Here is a 19129-nt window from a genome sequence, read left to right on the forward strand (position 1 = left end):
CGCTTCATTCAGCGTCATTCGTGGGCCGGAGCGTAGCGAGGGAGCCCGGAATCCATAAACACCAGCCGGGGTTATGGATTTCGGGCTCGCCGCTTCGCGGCGCCCCGGAATGACGTTAGTGGGCTGAACTCCGCACGCGTGCGATCGTCTCGCGCACGCCGGTCCAGGCCGCCTTGCCGGGTGCGAACTGCCTACGCAGGAAGTTGACGAGCTCCTCGACCTGCGCGTCGCTCATGCTGTTCCTGAACGCCGGCATATAGCCGAGATCGCTCGACACTGGCTCGGCGATGCCGTGCAGGATCACCTGCACGAGATTATCCGATGTCTCACTGTGCAGATTGCTGTTGAGCGCGAGCGAGGGGCGGCTGCCGAATAGCGGCAGGGCGCCGACCTCGTGGCAGACCGCGCAGGCGCCCTGGTAGAGGCGGGCGCCGGTCGAGGAGGCGACGGTGACTTGCGTCGCGCTCTCGAGCTTCGCGGCGAGTGCGTCCTGCGGCGCAATCGGCGCGTCGTTGAACGCGTTGAGATAGATCGCCATCGCACGAATGTCCTGGTCGGGCAGGGCCTTGAGGTCCCTGACGACAGGCGCCATGGGGCCGGCCGCGACGCCGTGATAGCGGGAATGTCCGGTGCGCAAATAGGCGAACAGCTCGTCCTCGTTCCACGGGATCGGTGCGCGCGAGAGCGAGGTCAACGCCGGTGCTTCCCAGCCTTCGGCAAAGCCGCCGGCAAGATAGCTTTCGCGCTGCTCGGCGCCGAGCGCGTTGCGCGGCGAATGGCAAGCGCTGCAATGGCCGAGGCTCTCGACCAGATAAGCGCCGCGATTCCAGGCCTCGGACTTTGCGGGATCGGGCTTGAACTCCTTGGTTTGATGGAACAGTGCGTTCCAGCCTGCCAGCAGCGGGCGCAGATTGAACGGGAAGGCGAGCGTGTTGGCGGGGGTCGTCGCGCGCACCGCGGGCTGCGCCATCAGGTAAGCATAGAGCGCTTGCAGATCGGCGTCGCTGGTCTTTGAAAAATGCGTGTAGGGGAAGGCGGGATAGAGCGGCCGTCCGTCGCGATGCAGTCCGTCGCGCATGGCGCGTTCGAAGGCGGGGTAGGACCAGGCTCCGATGCCGGTCTCGACATCGGGTGTGATGTTGGTGCTGTGGATCGTGCCGAACGGCGTTTCCAGCGCACGCCCGCCGGCATTGAGCGCGCCGCCAAGCTTGGTATGGCACTCCGCGCAATTGCCGAGCGCCGCGAGCTGCGCGCCGCGGGCGATCGTCGCCGCGGAATAGACCGACGCGTCGGGCCGTGCGATCGGCGCAATCGCGCGGCCAGGAAGCACCGCGGCGCCGACGCCGATGGCGGCCGTGCAGACGGCCGCAATCGTCGCGAAGATGCCGGCGCGCTTGGTGAATGGATTTGCCCAGATGCGAGATGGCGGCGATGCTGCCGGCGCGGGCAGCGCCTGCGGCCTTACCGCTGCATCGCCGTGCAACCCTTTCAGGATGCGCTCCGGCGTGAACGGCGGCTCGCGAAAGCGCACGCCGGTGGCATCGAAGATCGCATTGGCAATCGCGGCTGCGCTCGGCACGGACGCGGACTCGCCGACGCCGAGCGGCGGCTGATCCTGCCGCGGCAGCATCAGCACGTCGATCTTGGGCACGTCCGGGAAGGGGATGATCGGATAGGCGCCCCATTCGCGCGCCGCCACCGCGCCGCGCTCGAACGAGACCTCCTCCATCAGTGCGCGGCTGGTGGACTGGATGACATTGCCGTGGATCTGGTGGCGCACGCCGTCCGGGTTGATCATCAGTCCGGAATCCTGCCCTGCGACCACGCGGGTCACGCTGACGTCGCCGGTCGTCTTGTTCACGGCAACGTCGGTGACCCAGGCCGACCACGCCGCGCCGTAGCCGGGAAACTTGCTGTGGACGTAAAGAGCATAGGCAAAGCCGCGGCCGTGCACGACCTCGCCGTCCTTCTCCTCGCGCACGGGGCGTGGTTTCCACCCCGCGCGTTCGGCGACCGCGTTGACGAGATCGACGGCGCGCGGGTCTTTCAGATAGCGCAGGCGGTACTCGATCGGATCGACGCCGGCCTCGGTTGCGGCCTCGTCGATGTAGGATTCGTGCGCAAAGGTGTTCGGCAGGGCCGAGACGCCGCGAAACCAGGAGGCGCGCACGATCGGCGGCATGTCGTGGGCGACGACGCGCATGTTGTCGTAGTCATAGGGCGGGATCGCGGTGCGGTCGCCCATCTGCAGCACGGCCGGCTCCGGTGCGATGCGGCCGGTCAGCAGCAGCGCCAGCGTCGGCGCGCCATTCGACGGATAGCGCGTGGCGAGATCGTAACCGGCGATGCCGCCGTGGGCATCGAGCCCGCCATCGACGTCGATGAGCTGCGCGGTGCCCTTGGGCTCCCAGGCATGCTCCTGCTCGCGCGTCAGCTGCACGCGCACGGGCCGGCGGACCGCGCGCGACAGCAGCAGTGCGTCGGCCGTGACGTCGTCGGCGCAGTTGCGGCCATAGCAGCCGGCGGCCTCCAGCCGGATGATCTCGATCTCGCTCTCGGGTCGCTCGATCAGGAGCGCTAGATCGCTGCGCAGCACGTGCGGATTCTGTGTGCCCGACCAGACCCTGACATTGCCGTCCTGAAAATCCGCCACGGCGCAGGACGGGCCGATCGAGGCGTGCATCTGATACGGCCACACGTAAGTACGCTGCATCGGCTTGGCCGCACCGGCGATCGCCGCGCCGACATCGCCCTTGTCGATCAGCGTGCGCGGTGTCGACGGATTGGCGCGCAGCGCGGTCTCGACGTCGGAAAGATCGGTCAATGTCGGCGTCGGCTTCCAGCTCACCTTGAGCTGCTCCGCCGCGCGGATCGCGTTCTCCTCGCGGTCGGCAACGATGCCGACGAAATCGCCGAGGCGCACGACGGCCATGATGCCGGGGATATCGCGCACCGAGGACTCGTCGACGGCAATCAGGCTGGTGCCGACGAACGGGCCGGCGTCGACGCCGGCATAGGGTGGACGCACCACGCGGCCGTGCAGCATGCCGGGCACGCGGACGTCGTGCACGAAGGTCAGCTCGCCCGTGGCCTTGGCGGGCAGGTCGACGCGGGGCGTCGACTGGCCGACGATGGAGTAGTCGCCGACAGGCTTCACGGTGACGTCATCGGCAAGCTCGAGCCGGATCGCTTCGCCGCCGATCAGTTCGCCGTAGCTGACGCTGCGGTTGTCGCGACCGCGAACGAGGCCGTCTTCTACCCGGAGATCGGCGGCCGGCACTTCGAGTCGCTCGGCCGCGCGCGCGATCAGGAAGTGACGTGCCTGCGCCGCGGCCTTGCGCAAGGGCACGGCGGTGATCTGGATGGTCTCGCTCGCGATCGTCGCGCCCTGGTTCGGCACCAAGGCGGTGTCGCCAAGCACCACGACGACGCGCGCAAAGGACACGTCCAGCTCTTCGGCGACGATCTGGCCGAGCGCCGTGCGAATGCCGGTGCCGAGATCGACGTGGCCGTTATAGGCCGTGACCGATCCGTCCGCGGTGATCCGCACGAAGGTCTCGGATGTGACCTCGTCCACGGTGCGGGCGACGACGAGCGAACCGGATGGATGCTCAGCTCCGTTCGAAACAGGGGAGGCCATCAATCTGCGGCCTCGGTGAGCTGGCCGGAGGCGCGCATCACGGCGCGCAGGATTTCGACATGGGTGCCGCAGCGGCAGAGATTGTAGCGCAGCGCCGCCAGCGCCTCCTGCTCGGTCGGCCGCGGGTTGATCGCGAGCAATGCCTTGGTGGTCATGATCATGCCGTTGAGACAGTAGCCGCATTGCGCGGCCTGCTCGTCAATGAAGGCCTGCTGCACGACATCAGGCTTGTCGCGCGTGCCGAGCCCCTCGAGCGTCACGATGTCGCGGCCAGCGCAGCCGCCGACGGGAATCACGCAGGAGCGCGCCGCTGTGCCGTCGATCAGGACCGTGCAGGTGCCGCATTCGCCGAGGCCGCAACCATATTTCGGGCCGTTGAGTGCGAGATCGTTGCGTAGCACGTAGAGCAGCGGCGTCTCTGGCGCCGCCGCGACCTCGATGATCCTGCCGTTCACGGTGAGGCGGATCGGTGTCTGCGTCATCCTCATTCTCAAGCCTGCGGCAAATTGCTGCCAAGTTTCGATTGCGACGATACCGTTTGTACACAAACGTGCAAGCCGTGCATGCCGCACTGCAGCGCGGCTGCCTGCTTTGTGGACAGGGTGGATAGGCAAATGAGGTTTTATGCGGCAGCCGCGCCTTTTGCGCTGCACCGCCGCTTGACAGCGCCAGGGGAGCGCGCGCAACATCGTTCGTGTACGAATGATAACCGCAAATGTCCGCTGGCTCCGACATGGTGACTGAAACGACGAGCGCTGTCATCGACAAGATCCGCTGCGATGCTTGTCCGGTGATGTGCTACATCAAGCCGGGCGCGGCGGGGGCCTGCGATCGCTACGCCAACCACGACGGCAAGCTCGTCCGCGTCGATCCGCACGTGATCCTGGAACGCACCGTCTCGCATGGCGGCAAGCTGGTCCCGTTCAGCCGCACGGAAGATTGGGACGGCAAGATCGTCCACGAACCCTCGACCTTCGTCACGGCGATCGGCGCGGGTACGACCTATCCCGATTACAAGCCGGCGCCGTTCATCGTCTCCGCGGAGGTTGACGGCGTCGACATGGTGACTGTGGTCACCGAGGGCATTTTCTCCTATTGCGGCGTCAAGGTGAAGATCGACACCGACCGCTATCTCGGCCCGGAGACCGCGACCGTTCGCGCGCAGGGCGAAGCCGTGGGACACGTCACCACGAGCGAATATGGCTCCCAGATGCTGTCGCTGGGCGGCGTGCATCACCTGACTGGCGGCTCCAAGAAAGAGGGTCGCGTCACCTGCGACACACTGATGGACCTCGCCAATTGCAAGGCGGTCGAGCTCACCATCGACGGCGGGGCCGCGGTGGTAGTGCAGGCCGGTCAGCCGCCGATCGTCAACGGCGTGAGGGAAGAGCGCATGCGCGTCGGCTGCGGCTCGGCGACGATCGGCATGTTCGCCAAGCAATGGCACGGCAAGGTCGACGAGGTCGTCGTGGTCGACGACCACATCACCGGCGTGCTGAGCGAGCACCAGGCCGGCAAGCTGCTCGACATCGCCGACACCGGCATCAAGATGAAGGGCCGCCGGTCGACGCCCGGGCGCTATTTCCAGGTCGCCGATCCCGGCACGGGTTGGGGCGGCACCAACATCTCCGATCCCTTGTCGATCCTCGGGCCGTTCGATGCCAAGGAAGCAAAGCCCGGTCTGACCATGCTGATGGTTTCCACCACCGGGGAACATTCGTCCTATTACGTGCTGGACGAGGCCTTGAAGCCGGTCGAGACCGAGATGCCTGCCGACCTGAAGTTCTCGGTCGAGCGCATCCAGGAGAATTGCGAGCCGGCGCTGTGCACGGTGCTGTTCATGGCGGGCGCCGGCGGCTCCTTGCGCGCCGGCGTCACCGACAATCCGGTGCGGCTGACGCGCTCGGTGAAGGACGCGCTGACGCGCGTCACCAGCGGCGGTGCGCCGGTCTATGTCTGGCCCGGCGGCGGCATCACCTACATGGTCGATGTCACGCAGATGCCGGCGGGCGCGTTCGGCTATGTGCCGACGCCGGCGCTGGTCGCGCCGATCGAATTTACGATGAAGCTGTCCGACTACGCCGCGCTCGGCGGACACATGGATTATGTGAAGCCGCTTTCCGAGGTGCAGAACGGCGAGGATGTTCGCCAGCTGCCTTGGCAGAATCCGATTCCGGGGCCGCGGGCATGACGAGGATCCCGCAAATCGCATTGCTGTCAGATGGCCGGCGGCTGCATTTGCAGGATGGACCGATCGATCTGATCATTGAGGCGAAGGGGCGCGTGGACGCGGTTCATGCGGCCTATGAGGCTGCGGCGCGGCGCTTCACGGGCCTGCTCGACGAGCTCTGCGCGGAGCTGCCGACGCTGCGCGCTGCTGCCGAGGCGCGGACCTCCCTGAAGGGCGTGGTGGCGCGCCGGATGCACGCCGCAGTCGCGCCCTTTGCTGCTGATGGCTTCATCACGCCGATGGCTGCTGTTGCCGGCAGTGTGGCGGAGGAGATTCTCGGCGCCATGTTGGGCGCTGCGGGCCTTGATCGGGCCTATGTCAACAATGGCGGCGACATTGCCGTTCATCTGGGCAGAGGCGAGCATTTTTCGATTGGCCTGATGGATCGCCCCGATCGTGACGGCGTCATGCGAGCCATGCGGGTCGATGCGGATGACCAGGTCGGGGGCGTCGCGACCAGCGGGCGCCACGGCCGCAGCTTTTCGCTCGGGATTGCCGACGCGGTCACGGTGTTGGCCGCGACGGCTTCACAGGCCGACGCCGCGGCGACGGTCATCGCCAACGCCGTCGATCTGCCGGGGCATCCCGCCATCGCCAGGCAGCCGGCCTGCGAGCTTCAGCCCGACAGCGATCTCGGCGCACGTCTCGTCACCCGACATGTCGGTGAACTGTCACAGAATGAGATCGCCGCCGCCCTCGAATCTGGCGCGGAATGTGCACGTCAATTGTTCGATCGCGGCTTGATCGAGGGGGCCGTATTGCAGCTTTGTGGTGATATGCTTGTCATCGGACCCAAGGATATAGAACAGCAAAGAACGCGTCCGCGTCTGCCGGAGAACGCGGTCTGTGCCTGAACAGGGAAGCGAAACATGAGCGCGATCATCCGCAAGATCGTCACCGTCGTCGAAGAGACGCAGATGGAGATGGGCCGCCAGGTCTCGCCGCCGACCCGGCGCGCGGCGGCGATCGCCGTGATCGAAAATCCCTTCGCCGGAAGGTATGTCGAGGATCTCTCGCCGCTGATCGCGATCGGCGAAGAGCTGGGCGAACTCTTGGCGAAGCGCGCCGTGGCTGCGCTCGGCGTCGATGGCGCCAAGGCGCAGAGCTACGGCAAGGCCGCGGCCGTCGGCGAGAACGGCGAGCTGGAACACGCCGCCGCGATCCTTCACCCCAAGATGGGCGCGCCGGTGCGCAAGGTTCTGACCAAGGGCGCGGCGCTGATCCCATCGTCGAAGAAACGCAGCGGGCCCGGGACGACGCTCGACATTCCGCTCGGCCACAAGGACGCTGCCTTCGTGCGCAGCCATTTCGACGGCATGGAAGTTCAGATCAATGACGCGCCGCGCGCCAACGAGATCATGGTCGCCGTCGCCGTCACCGACAGCGGACGTCCTTTGCCGCGCGTCGGCGGGCTCACGGTTGCGGAAGTGAAGGGCGAGGACGGTCTGAGATAGGGTTTGAGCCGGGGAGGCGGGCACAGCTTCTCCGACAAGGTCACGCTGAAGACGTCAAGAGTTCAAAACTGGAGGTTGGGATGCGAGCGAGAAACTATTTTGTGGGCGCGGCCTTCGCGCTTCTGGCAGGCGGCATGGCTCATTCGGCTCTGGCGCAAGACATCAAGATCGGCGAGATCAACAGCTATTCGCTGCTGCCGGCCTTCACCGAGCCCTATCGCAAGGGCTGGCAGCTCGCCGTCGAGGAGGTCAACGCGGCCGGCGGCATCAACGGCAAGAAGCTCGTCGTCATCTCCAAGGACGACGGCGGCAAGCCGGCGGACGCGCAGACCGCGGCCAATGAGCTCGTCTCGAGCGAGGGCGTTGCGATGCTCGCGGGCACGTTCCTGTCCAATATCGGTCTTGCGGTCAGCGACTTCGCCAACCAGAAGAAGGTGTTCTTCCTCGCGGCCGAGCCGCTGACGGACGCGATCACGTGGTCCAAAGGCAACAAATACACCTTCCGCCTGCGTCCCTCCAACTACATGCAGGCGGCGATGCTGGTGGAGGCTGCTGCCAAGCTGCCGGCCAAGCGCTGGGCGACGATCGCGCCGAACTATGAATACGGCCAGTCGGCGGTCGCGGTGTTCAAGAAGCTGATGTCGGAGAAGCGTCCGGACATCCAGTGGGTCGACGAGCAGTGGCCGCCGCAAGGCAAGATCGACGCCGGCCCGGTGGTGCAGGCCGTCGCCGCCGCCAATCCCGAGGCCATCCTCAACGTCACCTTCGGTGCCGACCTCGTCAAGCTCGTGCGCGAAGGCAACACCCGCGGCCTGTTCAAGGGACGCGAGGTCGTCTCGTTCCTGACCGGCGAGCCCGAATATCTCGATCCGCTCAAGGACGAGACGCCGGAGGGCTGGATCGTCACGGGCTATCCCTGGTACTCGATCAAGACGCCCGAGCATGACGCCTTCCTGAAGGCCTATCAGGCCAAGTACAACGACTATCCGCGCCTCGGCTCGATCGTCGGCTACCAGACCATCAAGTCGGCGGCTGCGATCCTCGCCAAGGCTGGCACGAGCGATCCGGAGAAGCTGATCGCGGCGGCAGAAGGTCTCTCGGTGCCGTCGCCGTTCGGGGAGATCACCTTCCGCAAGATCGACCACCAGTCGACCCTCGGTGCCTTCGTCGGCAAGACCGCGCTGAAGGACGGCAAGGGCGTGATGGTGGACTCGTCCTACAAGAAGGGCTCCGACTATCTGCCTGGCGATGCCGAAGTCGAGAAGCTGCGCCCGAAGGATTGAGGGCTCGCTGCCGTAGGGTGGGTTAGCCCTGCTGATGCGCAAAGCGCATCTGGGGGGCGCAACCCACCGCTTTCGGCGCCACGCGAGAAAAGGCGGTGGGTTACGCTTCGCTAACCCACCCTACGATTTCTGAGACTTAACGAACCCGGACCGCCGATGGCCTTTTATGTCGTACAGTTTCTGACCGGTCTCGCCAGCGCAGCGTCGCTGTTCCTGGTGGCCTCGGGCCTGTCGATCATCTTCGGCGTGACGCGGATCGTGAATTTCGCGCATGGCGCCTTCTACATGATCGGCGCCTATATCGCTTTCACGCTGACCGAACGCCTGTCGGGCGCGTTCGGCTTCTGGGGCAGCATCGTGCTGGCCGCGCTCGCGGTGGCGCTGATCGGCGTCATCGTCGAAATGGTGCTGCTCCGGCGCATCTACCATGCGCCCGAGCTGTTCCAGCTGCTCGCGACCTTCGGCCTGACCTTGATGGTCGAGGATCTCGTCGTGCTGGTCTGGGGGCCTGACGATCTCGTCGGCCGCCGCGCGCCGGGCTTCAAGGGCGCCATCGATTTCTTCGGCCAGAACATCCCGAGCTACGATCTATTCCTGATCGTGCTCGGACCGGTCGTGCTCGGCATTCTCTGGCTGCTGTTCCAGCGCACGCGCTGGGGCGTGCTGGTGCGTGCGGCAACGCAGGACCGCGACATGGTCGCAGCCCTGGGCGTCAATCAAAAATGGCTGTTCACATCGGTGTTCGCCGTCGGCGTCTTCCTCGCCGCGCTCGGCGGGGCGCTCCAGATCCCGCGCGATGCCGTGCATCACGCCATGGACCTGCGCATCATCGTCGAGGTCTTCGTCGTCGTCGTGATCGGCGGCCTCGGCAGCATCATCGGCGCCTTCGTCGCGGCGGTGCTGGTCTCCGAGCTCAACGCCTTCGGCATCCTGATCTTCCCGAAGATCTCCATCATCCTGGTCTTCCTGGTGATGGCGGTGGTGCTGATCGTGCGGCCCTGGGGCCTGTTCGGCAAGCCGGAGGCGCCCGCGCGCAAGACGCCGGGGCTCACCGTCAATCCGTGGCGGCCCTTGACGTCCAACGAGCGGATGGCCGCGCTTGCGGCGCTGATCGTCGCGGCGATGCTGCCGCTGTTCGCCGGCAATTACGCGCTGACCGTCGGCTCGGAGATCGCGATCTTCGTGATCTTCGCCGTCAGCCTGCACTTCCTGATGTCTGTCGGCGGGCTCGCCTCGTTCGGCCATGCCGCATATTTCGGCCTTGGCGCGTATGGCATCGCCTTCCTTGCCAAGATGGCGGGGCTGCCGATGATCGTCTGCCTGCTGCTCGGTCCGCTGCTCGGCTGCATGGGGGCCGCCGTGTTCGGCTTCTTCGCGGTCCAGCTTTCCGGTGTCTACTTCGCGATGCTGACGTTGGCGTTCGCTCAAATCGTCTGGTCGATCGCCTTCCAATGGGTGAGCGTCACCGGCGGCGACAACGGCATACTGGGCGTGTGGCCGTCGAGCTGGGCGGCCAGCCCGTCGCATTTCTATTGGCTGGCGCTCGGCGTTGCGGCGCTGGTGACGATCGCGCTGCGGGCCATGGTGTTCTCGCCATTCGGCTATGCGCTCAGGGCCACGCGCGACTCGCTTCTGCGCAGCGAGGCGATCGGCATCGATGCCAAACGCATCCAGTGGACGGCCTTCGTGATCGCCGGCACGACCGCCGGCATCGGTGGTGCGCTGTTCGCCTACCTCAAGGGCAGCGTCTTTCCCGATAATCTCGGCATCTCGTTGTCGGTCGACGCGCTCGTCATGGTACTCCTCGGCGGCGTCGAGACGGTCTCCGGCGCGGTGATCGGCGCCATCGTCTACAAGGCGCTCAACATCTGGCTGGTCAGCCAGACCGATCTGTCGAAGCTCGTGCTCGGCGGCTTCATCGTGCTGATCGTTGTGGTCTTTCCCAAGGGCATCGTCGGCATGCTGGAAATGCTGGCGCAGCGCCGCCGGAAATCCTCTCCGCCGGGATCCCCCTTGCTTGCAAAGCCGATCGAGTCCGCCGAATGAGCGTTGCGCCCACACTTCTCGCAGTCGAAGGCCTGACCAAATCCTATGGCGGCATCCACGCCGTGCGCGGGGTGTCGTTCTCGCTGCGCGCCGGCGAGATCCTGGCGCTGATCGGGCCGAACGGCGCGGGCAAGAGCACCTGCTTCGACATGCTGAACGGCCAGAACAAGCCCGACTCCGGTCATGTGCGCTTGTCGGGTGAGGAGACCACCGGCAAGAAGCCGCGTGAGATCTGGCGCATGGGCGTCGGACGGACCTTCCAGATCACCGCGACCTTCGCCACCATGACCGTGCGCGAGAACGTGCAAGTCGCGCTGATCTCGTACGGCAAGCAGCTGTTCAATCTGTTCGGCTCGGCGCCGAAGTTCGACCGCGACGAGGCCGGCCGGCTGCTCGAGCTGGTCGGCATGGGCGGCTATGCCGATCGCCCCTGCGGCGAGCTCGCCTATGGCGACCTCAAGCGGCTCGAGCTTGCGGTCGCGCTCGCCAACCAGCCGAAGCTGTTGCTGATGGACGAGCCGACCGCCGGCATGGCGCCGCGCGAGCGGGTCGATCTGATGCGGCTCACCGCGCAAATCGCGCGCGAGAAATCGATCGGCGTGCTCTTCACCGAGCACGACATGGACGTTGTGTTCGAGCATGCCGACCGCATCATCGTGCTCAACCGCGGCACGCTGATCGCCGAAGGCACGCCGGCCGAGGTGCGCGGCAATCCGCAGGTGCAGGCGGTCTATCTCGGCGAAGGCCTTGTCTACGATGCCCGCCATCGCGAGGGAGCATCGTTGTGAAGCTGACTGTCGAGGGCCTCAACAGCCATTACGGCCCGGCGCATATCCTGTTCGACATCGGCTTCGAGGTCGGCGAGGGCGAGGTGGTGGCGCTGCTCGGCCGCAATGGTGCCGGCAAGTCGACCACGTTCCGTTCGATTGTCGGTCTCGTCGCCCAGCGGACCGGACGCATCATGTTCGAAGGCAAGGACGTCTCGGCAAGGCCGACGCACGAGATCGTCCGCGAAGGGCTCGGCTACGTGCCGGAGGAACGGCGAATCTTCACCGACCTGACGGTGGAGGAGAATCTCGAGGTTGGCCGCCAGCCGAAGCGTCCGAACGCCCCGCACTGGACCCGTGAGAAGCTGTTCACGCTGTTTCCAAATCTCGGCGAGATGAAGAACCGTCCGGGCGGCCGCATGAGCGGTGGCGAGCAGCAGATGCTCACCATTGCCCGCACGCTGATGGGCAATCCGTCGCTGGTGCTGCTCGACGAGCCCTCGGAAGGCCTGTCGCCGAAGATCGTGGAGCAAATGGTCGAGGCCATCCTGACCATGAAGAAAGAGGGCGTCAGCATCGTCGTCTCCGAGCAGAATCTGCATTTCGCACGGCTCATCTCTGATCGCGCCTACATCATCGAGCGCGGCCGCATCTGCTTTGGCGGCACCATGGTCGAGCTGGACGCGCGTCCTGATATCCGCGACGCGCATCTGTCGTTGTGAAGGCGAAGGGAAGGGACGGCGAGCGGATGGCGAGAAGCGTTGCGGCCAGGAAAGGCGTCAAACCGGGGAAACCGGCTTACGTGCTCGACGAGCAGGTCGGCTTCATCCTGCGTCAGGTCTGGCAGCGCCACAGCTCGATCTTCGCCCGCGATATCGGCACCAACTTGACGCCGACGCAATGGGCAGCGCTGTCGAAGCTCGCCGAGACCGGGCCGTGCTCGCAGAACCAGCTCGGGCGTCTGACCGCGATGGACGTCGCGACCATCAAGGGCGTGATCGACCGCCTGACGGCGCGGGGGCTGACCGAGACCAGCCAGGATCCGGAGGACGGACGGCGCCTGCTGGTGAGCCTGACGCGCGCCGGTCAGCAGCTTGCGGAGAAGGTTGCCCCGAATGCGCTCGCCGTCACCCGTGAGACGCTGGCGCCGCTGGACGCCAAGGAGCGCGAGATGCTGATGGCGTTGTTGAACAAGCTGCGGTGATGCGCCCTGTCATCCGGGGCACGCGCATCGCGCGTGAACCCGGAATCCAGAGGTCGTTGCGCGAGATTCCGGCTTCGCGCTCACGCGCGCCCCGGAATGACGGCAAGTGCCGTCACTTCGCCACCACCTCGGGCACCTTGCCGGCCGGGGGCGTATTGCGGCTGCGCTGGGTGCGCACGATGCCGTCGATGATGGTCATGCCGATGCCGGGGAGGTCGCCGAGCTGCACGCTCTCCAGGATGTTCTTGCCCGGCGAGTGCTGCGCCTTGTCCATGATGACGAAATCGGCGGAACGGCCGACTTCGATCAGGCCGCAATCGAGCTGGCGCATCCGCGCGGTGTTGCCGGTGGCGAGGCAGAACGCGATTTCGGCCGGCAGCTCGCCGAGCGAGGACAGCATCGAGACCATGCGCAGGATGCCAAGCGGCTGCACGCCGGAGCCGGCGGGCGCATCGGTGCCGAGGATGACGCGGTGCAGATCGCCCATCTCGCGCGCGGTGCGCAGCGTGAACAGCGCGGAGCGCTCATTGCCGTTGTGCACGAGCTCGAGCCCGCGCTTGCAGCCCTCACAGATGCAGCGGATTTGGTCGTCGGGCAGAGCGGTGTGGCCGCCATTGATGTGGCCGATGACGTCGGTGTCGGCCTCCAGCACCACGTCCTTGTCGATCAGGCCGGAGCCGGGGATCGAGGGGCCGCCGGTGTGGATCGTGCTCTGGATGCCGTATTTGCGCGCCCAGCCCACCATCTTGCGCGCGGTCGGGCCGTCCTTGACGCCGCCGAGGCCGACCTCGCCGAGCAGCTTGACGCCGTTCGCCGCCATCTCCTTGAAGTCTTCTTCCACCATCTCGCATTCGATCACCGGCGCGCCGGCGTGAACCTTCACCCCGCCCGGACGCAGCGTCCAGAACGCGCGCTGGGCGAACACCGCCATCGCCTTGAGGCCGACGACGTCGCGGGGGCGGCCGGGCATGTGCACTTCGCCGGCGGAGATCATGGTGGTGACGCCGCCATGGAGATAGCTGTCGATCCAGTTGATCTGGTTCTGGCGCGGCGTCCAGTCGCCGGCGACGGGGTGGACGTGGCTGTCGATCAGGCCCGGCGCGACCGTGGTGCCGTTGGCATCGACGATCGTGGTCGCGCCTTCGATGTCGACGTCCTTGAAGCGGCCGATCGCGGTGATCTTGCCGTTCTCGGCGACGATGGTGTCGCCGTCCAGGATCGGCTTTTCCAAAGCGCCGGACAGGATCAGGCCGATATTGCGGATCACGAGCTTCGAGGGTCCGGCGGCCTGGGGGGCGTCATGCGCCATGGAAGGGGCTCCTTATTCCTAACTGCAAGGCTTTCGATCTTGGGCAGCCTTGACCGCGGGATCAAGCAGGATTATTCATTAGTATACGAATGATCGTGTACTAACGACGCATAGCTGGACCGCCTCGAAAACCGCAATGACGCGACAGGGAAGGTGAGATGAGCAATTTCAATCAGGAAAGCGTTTTGAGCGTCCACCACTGGACCGACACGCTGTTCTCCTTCAAGACCACCCGCAGCCCGACCTTCCGCTTCCGCAACGGCGAATTCACCATGATCGGACTCAAGGTCGGCGAGAAGCCGCTGCTGCGGGCCTATAGCGTCGCCAGCGCCAATTACGAGGACACGCTGGAGTTCTTCTCGATCAAGGTGCCGGACGGCCCGCTGACCTCACGCCTGCAGCACTTGAAGGAAGGCGACGAGATCATCGTCAGCCGCAAGGCCACCGGCACTCTCGTGATCGACAATCTCGAGGAGGGGCGCAATCTCTACCTGATCGGCACTGGCACCGGTCTGGCGCCGTTCCTGAGCGTCATCAAGGACCCCGAGACCTACGAGCGCTTCGAGAAGGTGGTGCTGCTGCACGGCTGCCGGCATGTGAAGGAGCTCGCCTATGGCGAGATGATCACCGAGCATCTGCCGAAGGACGAGCTGCTGGGCGAATACATCCGAGGTCAGCTGATCTACTACCCGACCGTGACCCGCGATCCCTTCCGCAACCGCGGCCGCATCACCGACCTCATCACCTCGGGCAAGCTGTTCGCCGATATCGGCCTGCCGGCGCTGGAAGCCGCCCATGACCGCGTCATGATCTGCGGCAGCCCGGCGCTGGTGGCGGACACCCGCGTGCTCCTGGGGGAGCGGGGCTTTGCCGAAGGCAATCACGGTGAGCCGGCCCAGTTCGTGGTCGAAAAGGCCTTTGCCGAGCGCTGAACGCGCAATTCTTGCCCGAGAAGACCGTATTTCCGCCGCCAGGCGGGCGTTGCGGCGCCGATTCGGCGCTTGATACACTGTGGGAGCGAATCAGCGGAGTTCCCACATGGTTGCGGACAGCGACAGCAACATCGCCTGGCACCGGGTTCAGTTGAAGAAGAATCGCGCCGAGTTGAAGGCGTTGGAGACCGCGCGCTTCACGATGGGGGAGATCGCCTCGTCGAAGCGGAACGGCCAGACCCAAAAGGCGGTCGCCGAACTCAAGCGCAAGATCGCGCAGTCCGAACGGGTGATCGCCGATCACGACAAGCGCACGCGCCGGCCGCTCGCAACCGATTTGCAGAGCCTCAGTAGTGGCAGCTGGAGCCATTGGGACGCCTACACGCAACAGCAGCGCAAGGCGGGGCAGCGTTCGCCGGGACGCGGATAGACACGTCGCCGCACCCCTTGCACCGGCGACACCGCGCACCATCTGCGTGAGACGCCAGCAATCAGTCCGGTGATCCCATGACTGTGCGCCTCGATTTCACCAGCGAGGCCTTCTTTCGCGATCCGCCGAAGGCGATTGCGACGTTGCGCATGTCCGGCCCCGTGGTCGCGACACACTTCCCTCTCATCGGCGACGTCTGGATCACCACGACCCATGACGCCACCGCGCAGGTCCTGAAGGACGGCGCGACCTTCACGTTGCGCAAGGAGGACGGCGACGTCGCCGGCTTGCGCTGGTGGATGCCGAGATACGTCAGGACCATCGCCAACAACATGCTGACGATGGACGAGCCTGACCATACCAGGCTGCGCGGCATCGTGGACGAGGCCTTTCGTCGCCGCGCCATCGTCGCGATGGAGCCGCGGATCCGGGCCATCGCCGACGGTCTCGCGGGCGAGCTCTTTGCGAACGGAAATCCGGCCGATCTCGTCCAGCGCTATGCGCGCATCCTGCCGCTCGCGGTGATCTCCGAACTCCTGGGCCTGCCGCCGGCCGACCGTCCGCGATTCATCGCCTGGGCCAACGAGATGTCCTCGCTGACCAATGTCCTCAGCTTTTTCCGCCTGCTGTTCGCGTTCCGCAAGATGCGCGCCTATCTCGAACGACAATTGCAGATCGCGCGCGAGCAGGGCGGCGAGGGGCTGATCGCCGAGTTGATCCAGGTCGAGCGCGAAGGCGGCCAGATCTCGCCTGACGAAATGGTCTCGATGGTCTTTCTGCTGCTTGCGGCGGGGGCGGAGACCACCACGCATCTGATCAGCGGCTCGGCTTACGAGCTGCTCAGGAATCCCCACCTGCGCGATTGGCTCGAACAGGACTGGAGCCGGGTCGGCCTCGCCGTCGAAGAATTCCTGCGCTTCGTCTCGCCTGTGCAGTTCTCCAAGCCGCGCTATGTGCGGCGGGACGTCGAGGTCGAGGGCGTGCACCTCAAGAAGGGTGATCGCGTCATGGTCATGCTCGCCGCCGCAAACATGGATCCGGCGATGCATGATCGTCCCGAGCGGCTCGATCTCGAACGCAAGCCGAACCGTCACATCTCGTTCGGAACAGGGATCCATTTCTGCCTCGGCCATCAGCTCGCGCGCATCGAGGCGGCCTGCGCGCTGGAAGCGCTGTTTGTGCGGTGGCCGAAACTTGCGTTGGCCGTCGACCCCACCGAGATCCACTGGCGCAAGCGGCCGGGCTTGCGCGCAATCGCGACGCTTCCCGTCACGTCCGAGGGCCGTGGAACACAGATGATTGCGCGCGGTGAGGCGAGCATCGATCGTTCCCTCACCGCGGCGAGCTGAAAGCGCATCCTTTCGGAAAATCTTCGTCGGTCCTGATCGATCAGGAACGGTCTGCCATTCGTGCTGTTGTCACAGGCACATCGGACGCGGCAAGGGGTTCCACAGCCATCGGTGTCGCGGACCGTCGCCTGAACGGGAGACAAGATCATGACCAGCAAGATGCCACCTGTTCCGCCGGAAAATCAGAGCCGCAAGGGAACCGGCGACCGCAAGCAGATGTCCGCTGATCAGACGCCACAAGGCCAGCAGCGCGCGCAAAATCCGGACCAGCAGGGACAGCAGGGCAACATCAAGCAGAACACGACCAATCAAGGCTATCAGCAAGATCGCTGAGGAGGACGACATCCATGTCGACATCCACCAAGACTCCGAACAGCATCCGCCAGGGCGGACCAGGCGCTTCACATGAGAACGCAAAGGCGCCGCTGGAGGTGAAGAAGCCGCCGGCGGACAATTCGCAGCGCAGCCACAGCCGCGTCTCCGGTGGCGGGGGCGAGCACGACTCCCACCACTCCCACGATGAGGCTGGCAAGGGCGGCGGTAGGTGACGATTGGAGATCAGCATGCAAGGCAAAAAGACCCACGAGCAGCAGGTGCGCATCCTCGAGCGCAGGCCTGACGTTCCCGATGCGAGGGAGCTCGATCAGGCCTCCGGCCGCAACATCGAGGATACCGCCGTTCATCGCGCGCGGCCGGAGGCTCGACACAGCGAGTTTCCGGTGAGCCGCGGCGGCCTCAACCAGGAGAGCGACCACAACAAGCACAACGATTCCGGCCAGAGCGGCCACAAGCCGCCGAAACCGACGGCGGCGCAACAGAAGCACTAGAGAGGATCACGGCAAGAGGAGAGACGGATGCCAGCTGGGCACGGCAGCAAGACGCATTTCAGATCGGGCATGCATGGCAAGGGCGACGGCACTGGCGGATTGACCGACGTGCCGAAGGAGATGATCGGCGACAACATGGTCCTGTCCAACCGCGACAAGAAACAGCATTCGGACATTCGTGGCATGGACGGCAAATCCATCCAGACCGAACAATATCAGGACCACTCAGCAAACCGGCTCGACGAGAAGCCGGAGGCCGACGAGACCTGAGAGGGGCGTTCCTCCCGCCAACTTGCGGACCGGCGTTCAGCCGGTCCGCTTTTTTGTGGGCGAAAGATCGCGCTCCCAGCCGAACACGGAGCGGCCGTCGAGATCGGGCGAGGCGGCGCGCTCGCCGGCGATGTAGGCGTCCACGGAAGGGCCGTGCACGGTCCGCTCCAGCCGGCGTGCCTGATCGTCGAGCCGCCTGATCGCCTGCATTTCTTCCTCGCGCCCGAGCTTCGCGCTCTGGATCGCGCCCTTCAGCACCCGGATCGTCTCGTCATAGACCTTGATCGGAACGGGATAGGGATGCCGGTCCTTGCCGCCATGGGCGAGCGAGAAACGCGCGGGGTCCTTGAAACGATAGGGCGCACCGTGCACCACCTCCGCGACCATCGCGAGCGAGCGCACGGTGCGGGCGCCGACGCCCGGCGTCAGCAGCAGGTCCGGAAAATCGACGGGCCCACGCTCGGCTGCGGCCGCCAGCGTGCCGTGCAGGCGGCGCGCGAACACGTCCTTCGGCCTGACGTCGTGATGCGCGGGCATGATCAGATGCGGCAGCACGGCCTGTGCCGGCTCGGGCGCGGTCCCGACCAGCCGTTCGAACTCGCAGACGATGCGATCAGGGCCGAGATCGCCCAACAGATCCAGCTGCGCGCTGCGTGAGACGTCGGCGCGATGGTCGGTGAGATTGACGATCTCGCCCTGCTGGGGGCCGTCGATCGCACTGTGCGGCGTATCGACAAAGCTCTTCAGCGCCTCGGAATGCCAGTGATAGCGTCGTGCCTGCCGCTTGTCGCCGTTCATGCCCTGCTGCACCACCGTCCATTTGCCGTCGGCGGTCACGAAGAAGCCGTGGAGATAGAGGTCGAAGCCGTCCTGCACGGCCGCGCTGTCGACCTTCGCCACCAGGCGGCTGGCGCGGGTCAGCTTTGCGCCGTCGAAGCCGACGCGGTCGCCGAGCTGCATCAACTCGTCCGGTGTCTTGCGCGAATGCTGGCCTCGGCCGCCGCAGACATAAATCCCGAGTTCGTCCTGAAGCGGCCCAAGCCCGCGCTTCAGTGCGCCAATCACGGAGGTCGTTATCCCCGAGGAGTGCCAATCCATCCCCATCACGGCGCCGAACGACTGGAACCAGAACGGATGAGACAGGCGCTGCAGAAATGCATCGCGGCCGTAATGATGCACGATCGCCTGCGTGACGATTGACCCGAGCGAGGCCATGCGGCTCGCCAGCCAGGGCGGAACCCGTCCGGTGTGCAAGGGAAGATCGGCGCTGCCGCTACGTCGAGTCATGAGTGTCTCAAGTTAGCCCAGTTCGGTGACGGTTGCACCAGCGGAATGCTGCGTTGCAGAGGACGGGGGAGCGAAGCCGGTCCGCAAGGCGTTGTGCGGGC

Annotated in this window: 19 protein-coding genes; 15 read left to right on the forward strand and 4 right to left on the reverse strand. The window is 65.6% G+C overall.

The window, feature by feature from the left end:
• Positions 1–115: 115 nt before the first annotated feature.
• Together X268_RS11285 and X268_RS11290 are read right to left on the reverse strand one after the other, a co-directional pair.
• Positions 116–3640, reverse strand: a complete 3525-nt coding sequence (locus X268_RS11285) for a molybdopterin cofactor-binding domain-containing protein (RefSeq protein ID WP_128925020.1) — start codon at positions 3638–3640, stop codon at positions 116–118.
• Positions 3640–4122, reverse strand: coding sequence for a (2Fe-2S)-binding protein (locus tag X268_RS11290; RefSeq protein WP_128925021.1), 483 nt, complete (start codon positions 4120–4122; stop codon positions 3640–3642). Before X268_RS11290 ends, X268_RS11285 begins: the two co-directional genes overlap by 1 nt.
• A 251-nt stretch (positions 4123–4373) precedes the next feature.
• Between X268_RS11290 and X268_RS11295 the strand changes: the two genes are divergently transcribed.
• The 8 genes from X268_RS11295 to X268_RS11330 all read left to right on the forward strand — a co-directional run bounded on the left by X268_RS11295 (position 4374) and on the right by X268_RS11330 (position 12624).
• Positions 4374–5831 carry a 6-hydroxynicotinate reductase gene (locus tag X268_RS11295; RefSeq protein WP_208764460.1) on the forward strand — a complete coding sequence of 486 codons (1458 nt, stop codon included), beginning with the start codon at positions 4374–4376 and terminating at the stop codon, positions 5829–5831.
• Positions 5828–6724, forward strand: coding sequence for a UPF0280 family protein (locus X268_RS11300; RefSeq protein ID WP_128925023.1), 897 nt, complete (start codon positions 5828–5830; stop codon positions 6722–6724). The genes X268_RS11295 and X268_RS11300 overlap by 4 nt, the downstream gene beginning before the upstream one ends.
• 15 nt (positions 6725–6739) lie before the next feature.
• The gene (locus X268_RS11305; RefSeq protein WP_128925024.1) at positions 6740–7324 is read left to right on the forward strand and encodes an amino acid synthesis family protein; all 585 of its coding nucleotides are present in this window, start codon (positions 6740–6742) and stop codon (positions 7322–7324) included.
• A gap of 80 nt (positions 7325–7404) precedes the next feature.
• Positions 7405–8607 carry an ABC transporter substrate-binding protein gene (locus X268_RS11310; RefSeq protein WP_128925025.1) on the forward strand — a complete coding sequence of 401 codons (1203 nt, stop codon included), beginning with the start codon at positions 7405–7407 and terminating at the stop codon, positions 8605–8607.
• A 156-nt stretch (positions 8608–8763) separates the two neighbouring features.
• On the forward strand, positions 8764–10653 hold the full coding sequence (locus tag X268_RS11315; RefSeq protein ID WP_128925026.1) for an ABC transporter permease: 1890 nt from the start codon (positions 8764–8766) through the stop codon (positions 10651–10653).
• A complete protein-coding gene (locus X268_RS11320; RefSeq protein ID WP_128925027.1) occupies positions 10650–11441 on the forward strand; it encodes an ABC transporter ATP-binding protein in 792 nt (263 codons plus the stop codon). Before X268_RS11315 ends, X268_RS11320 begins: the two co-directional genes overlap by 4 nt.
• Positions 11438–12142, forward strand: coding sequence for an ABC transporter ATP-binding protein (locus X268_RS11325; protein ID WP_128925028.1), 705 nt, complete (start codon positions 11438–11440; stop codon positions 12140–12142). Before X268_RS11320 ends, X268_RS11325 begins: the two co-directional genes overlap by 4 nt.
• Before the next feature lie 26 nt (positions 12143–12168).
• On the forward strand, positions 12169–12624 hold the full coding sequence (locus X268_RS11330) for a MarR family winged helix-turn-helix transcriptional regulator (protein WP_128925029.1): 456 nt from the start codon (positions 12169–12171) through the stop codon (positions 12622–12624).
• Between the two features lie 112 nt (positions 12625–12736).
• Here the strand turns inward: X268_RS11330 and X268_RS11335 are convergent, their stop codons facing one another.
• Entirely contained in the window at positions 12737–13933 is a 1197-nt protein-coding gene (locus X268_RS11335) for an amidohydrolase family protein (RefSeq protein WP_128925030.1), read from the reverse strand.
• A gap of 158 nt (positions 13934–14091) precedes the next feature.
• On the opposite strand from X268_RS11335, the gene X268_RS11340 reads away from it, so the two are divergent.
• From X268_RS11340 to X268_RS11370, 7 genes are all read left to right on the forward strand, one after another.
• On the forward strand, positions 14092–14865 hold the full coding sequence (locus tag X268_RS11340; protein WP_128925031.1) for a ferredoxin--NADP reductase: 774 nt from the start codon (positions 14092–14094) through the stop codon (positions 14863–14865).
• Between the two features lie 106 nt (positions 14866–14971).
• Positions 14972–15295: a hypothetical protein gene (locus X268_RS11345; RefSeq protein WP_128925032.1), complete on the forward strand. Its 324-nt coding sequence runs from the start codon at positions 14972–14974 to the stop codon at positions 15293–15295.
• A gap of 77 nt (positions 15296–15372) precedes the next feature.
• Positions 15373–16644: a cytochrome P450 gene (locus X268_RS11350; RefSeq protein WP_128925033.1), complete on the forward strand. Its 1272-nt coding sequence runs from the start codon at positions 15373–15375 to the stop codon at positions 16642–16644.
• A gap of 147 nt (positions 16645–16791) precedes the next feature.
• Positions 16792–16977, forward strand: coding sequence for a hypothetical protein (locus X268_RS11355; protein ID WP_128925034.1), 186 nt, complete (start codon positions 16792–16794; stop codon positions 16975–16977).
• A 14-nt stretch (positions 16978–16991) separates the two neighbouring features.
• Complete coding sequence (locus X268_RS11360; RefSeq protein WP_128925035.1) at positions 16992–17192, forward strand: hypothetical protein; 201 nt, start codon at positions 16992–16994, stop codon at positions 17190–17192.
• Positions 17193–17207: 15 nt separating this feature from the next.
• Positions 17208–17471 (forward strand): hypothetical protein, encoded by a 264-nt coding sequence (locus tag X268_RS11365; protein WP_128925036.1) that lies wholly within the window; start codon positions 17208–17210, stop codon positions 17469–17471.
• A 27-nt stretch (positions 17472–17498) separates the two neighbouring features.
• Positions 17499–17741 (forward strand): hypothetical protein, encoded by a 243-nt coding sequence (locus tag X268_RS11370; RefSeq protein ID WP_128925037.1) that lies wholly within the window; start codon positions 17499–17501, stop codon positions 17739–17741.
• 36 nt (positions 17742–17777) lie between these two features.
• On the opposite strand, the gene X268_RS11375 is transcribed toward X268_RS11370, so the two are convergent.
• A complete protein-coding gene (locus tag X268_RS11375; RefSeq protein ID WP_128925038.1) occupies positions 17778–19028 on the reverse strand; it encodes a DUF763 domain-containing protein in 1251 nt (416 codons plus the stop codon).
• Positions 19029–19129: the final 101 nt, after the last annotated feature.

Origin of the sequence: Bradyrhizobium guangxiense, from assembly GCF_004114915.1 — a bacterium.
GTDB classification, from domain to species: Bacteria; Pseudomonadota; Alphaproteobacteria; order Rhizobiales; family Xanthobacteraceae; genus Bradyrhizobium; species Bradyrhizobium guangxiense.

What these genes read in the sequence shown, in the direction of transcription:
- X268_RS11285 (WP_128925020.1), bottom strand. Translation starts at nt 3,640, where the DNA reads ATGGCCTCCCCTGTTTCGAACGGAGCTGAGCATCCATCCGGTTCGCTC.
- X268_RS11350 (WP_128925033.1), top strand. Translation starts at nt 15,373, where the DNA reads ATGACTGTGCGCCTCGATTTCACCAGCGAGGCCTTCTTTCGCGATCCG.
- X268_RS11355 (WP_128925034.1), top strand. Translation starts at nt 16,792, where the DNA reads ATGACCAGCAAGATGCCACCTGTTCCGCCGGAAAATCAGAGCCGCAAG.
- X268_RS11375 (WP_128925038.1), bottom strand. Translation starts at nt 19,028, where the DNA reads ATGACTCGACGTAGCGGCAGCGCCGATCTTCCCTTGCACACCGGACGG.
- X268_RS11315 (WP_128925026.1), top strand. Translation starts at nt 8,764, where the DNA reads ATGGCCTTTTATGTCGTACAGTTTCTGACCGGTCTCGCCAGCGCAGCG.
- X268_RS11340 (WP_128925031.1), top strand. Translation starts at nt 14,092, where the DNA reads ATGAGCAATTTCAATCAGGAAAGCGTTTTGAGCGTCCACCACTGGACC.
- X268_RS11370 (WP_128925037.1), top strand. Translation starts at nt 17,499, where the DNA reads ATGCCAGCTGGGCACGGCAGCAAGACGCATTTCAGATCGGGCATGCAT.
- X268_RS11365 (WP_128925036.1), top strand. Translation starts at nt 17,208, where the DNA reads ATGCAAGGCAAAAAGACCCACGAGCAGCAGGTGCGCATCCTCGAGCGC.
- X268_RS11345 (WP_128925032.1), top strand. Translation starts at nt 14,972, where the DNA reads ATGGTTGCGGACAGCGACAGCAACATCGCCTGGCACCGGGTTCAGTTG.
- X268_RS11320 (WP_128925027.1), top strand. Translation starts at nt 10,650, where the DNA reads ATGAGCGTTGCGCCCACACTTCTCGCAGTCGAAGGCCTGACCAAATCC.
- X268_RS11310 (WP_128925025.1), top strand. Translation starts at nt 7,405, where the DNA reads ATGCGAGCGAGAAACTATTTTGTGGGCGCGGCCTTCGCGCTTCTGGCA.
- X268_RS11295 (WP_208764460.1), top strand. Translation starts at nt 4,374, where the DNA reads ATGGTGACTGAAACGACGAGCGCTGTCATCGACAAGATCCGCTGCGAT.
- X268_RS11335 (WP_128925030.1), bottom strand. Translation starts at nt 13,933, where the DNA reads ATGGCGCATGACGCCCCCCAGGCCGCCGGACCCTCGAAGCTCGTGATC.
- X268_RS11360 (WP_128925035.1), top strand. Translation starts at nt 16,992, where the DNA reads ATGTCGACATCCACCAAGACTCCGAACAGCATCCGCCAGGGCGGACCA.
- X268_RS11305 (WP_128925024.1), top strand. Translation starts at nt 6,740, where the DNA reads ATGAGCGCGATCATCCGCAAGATCGTCACCGTCGTCGAAGAGACGCAG.
- X268_RS11300 (WP_128925023.1), top strand. Translation starts at nt 5,828, where the DNA reads ATGACGAGGATCCCGCAAATCGCATTGCTGTCAGATGGCCGGCGGCTG.
- X268_RS11290 (WP_128925021.1), bottom strand. Translation starts at nt 4,122, where the DNA reads ATGACGCAGACACCGATCCGCCTCACCGTGAACGGCAGGATCATCGAG.
- X268_RS11330 (WP_128925029.1), top strand. Translation starts at nt 12,169, where the DNA reads ATGGCGAGAAGCGTTGCGGCCAGGAAAGGCGTCAAACCGGGGAAACCG.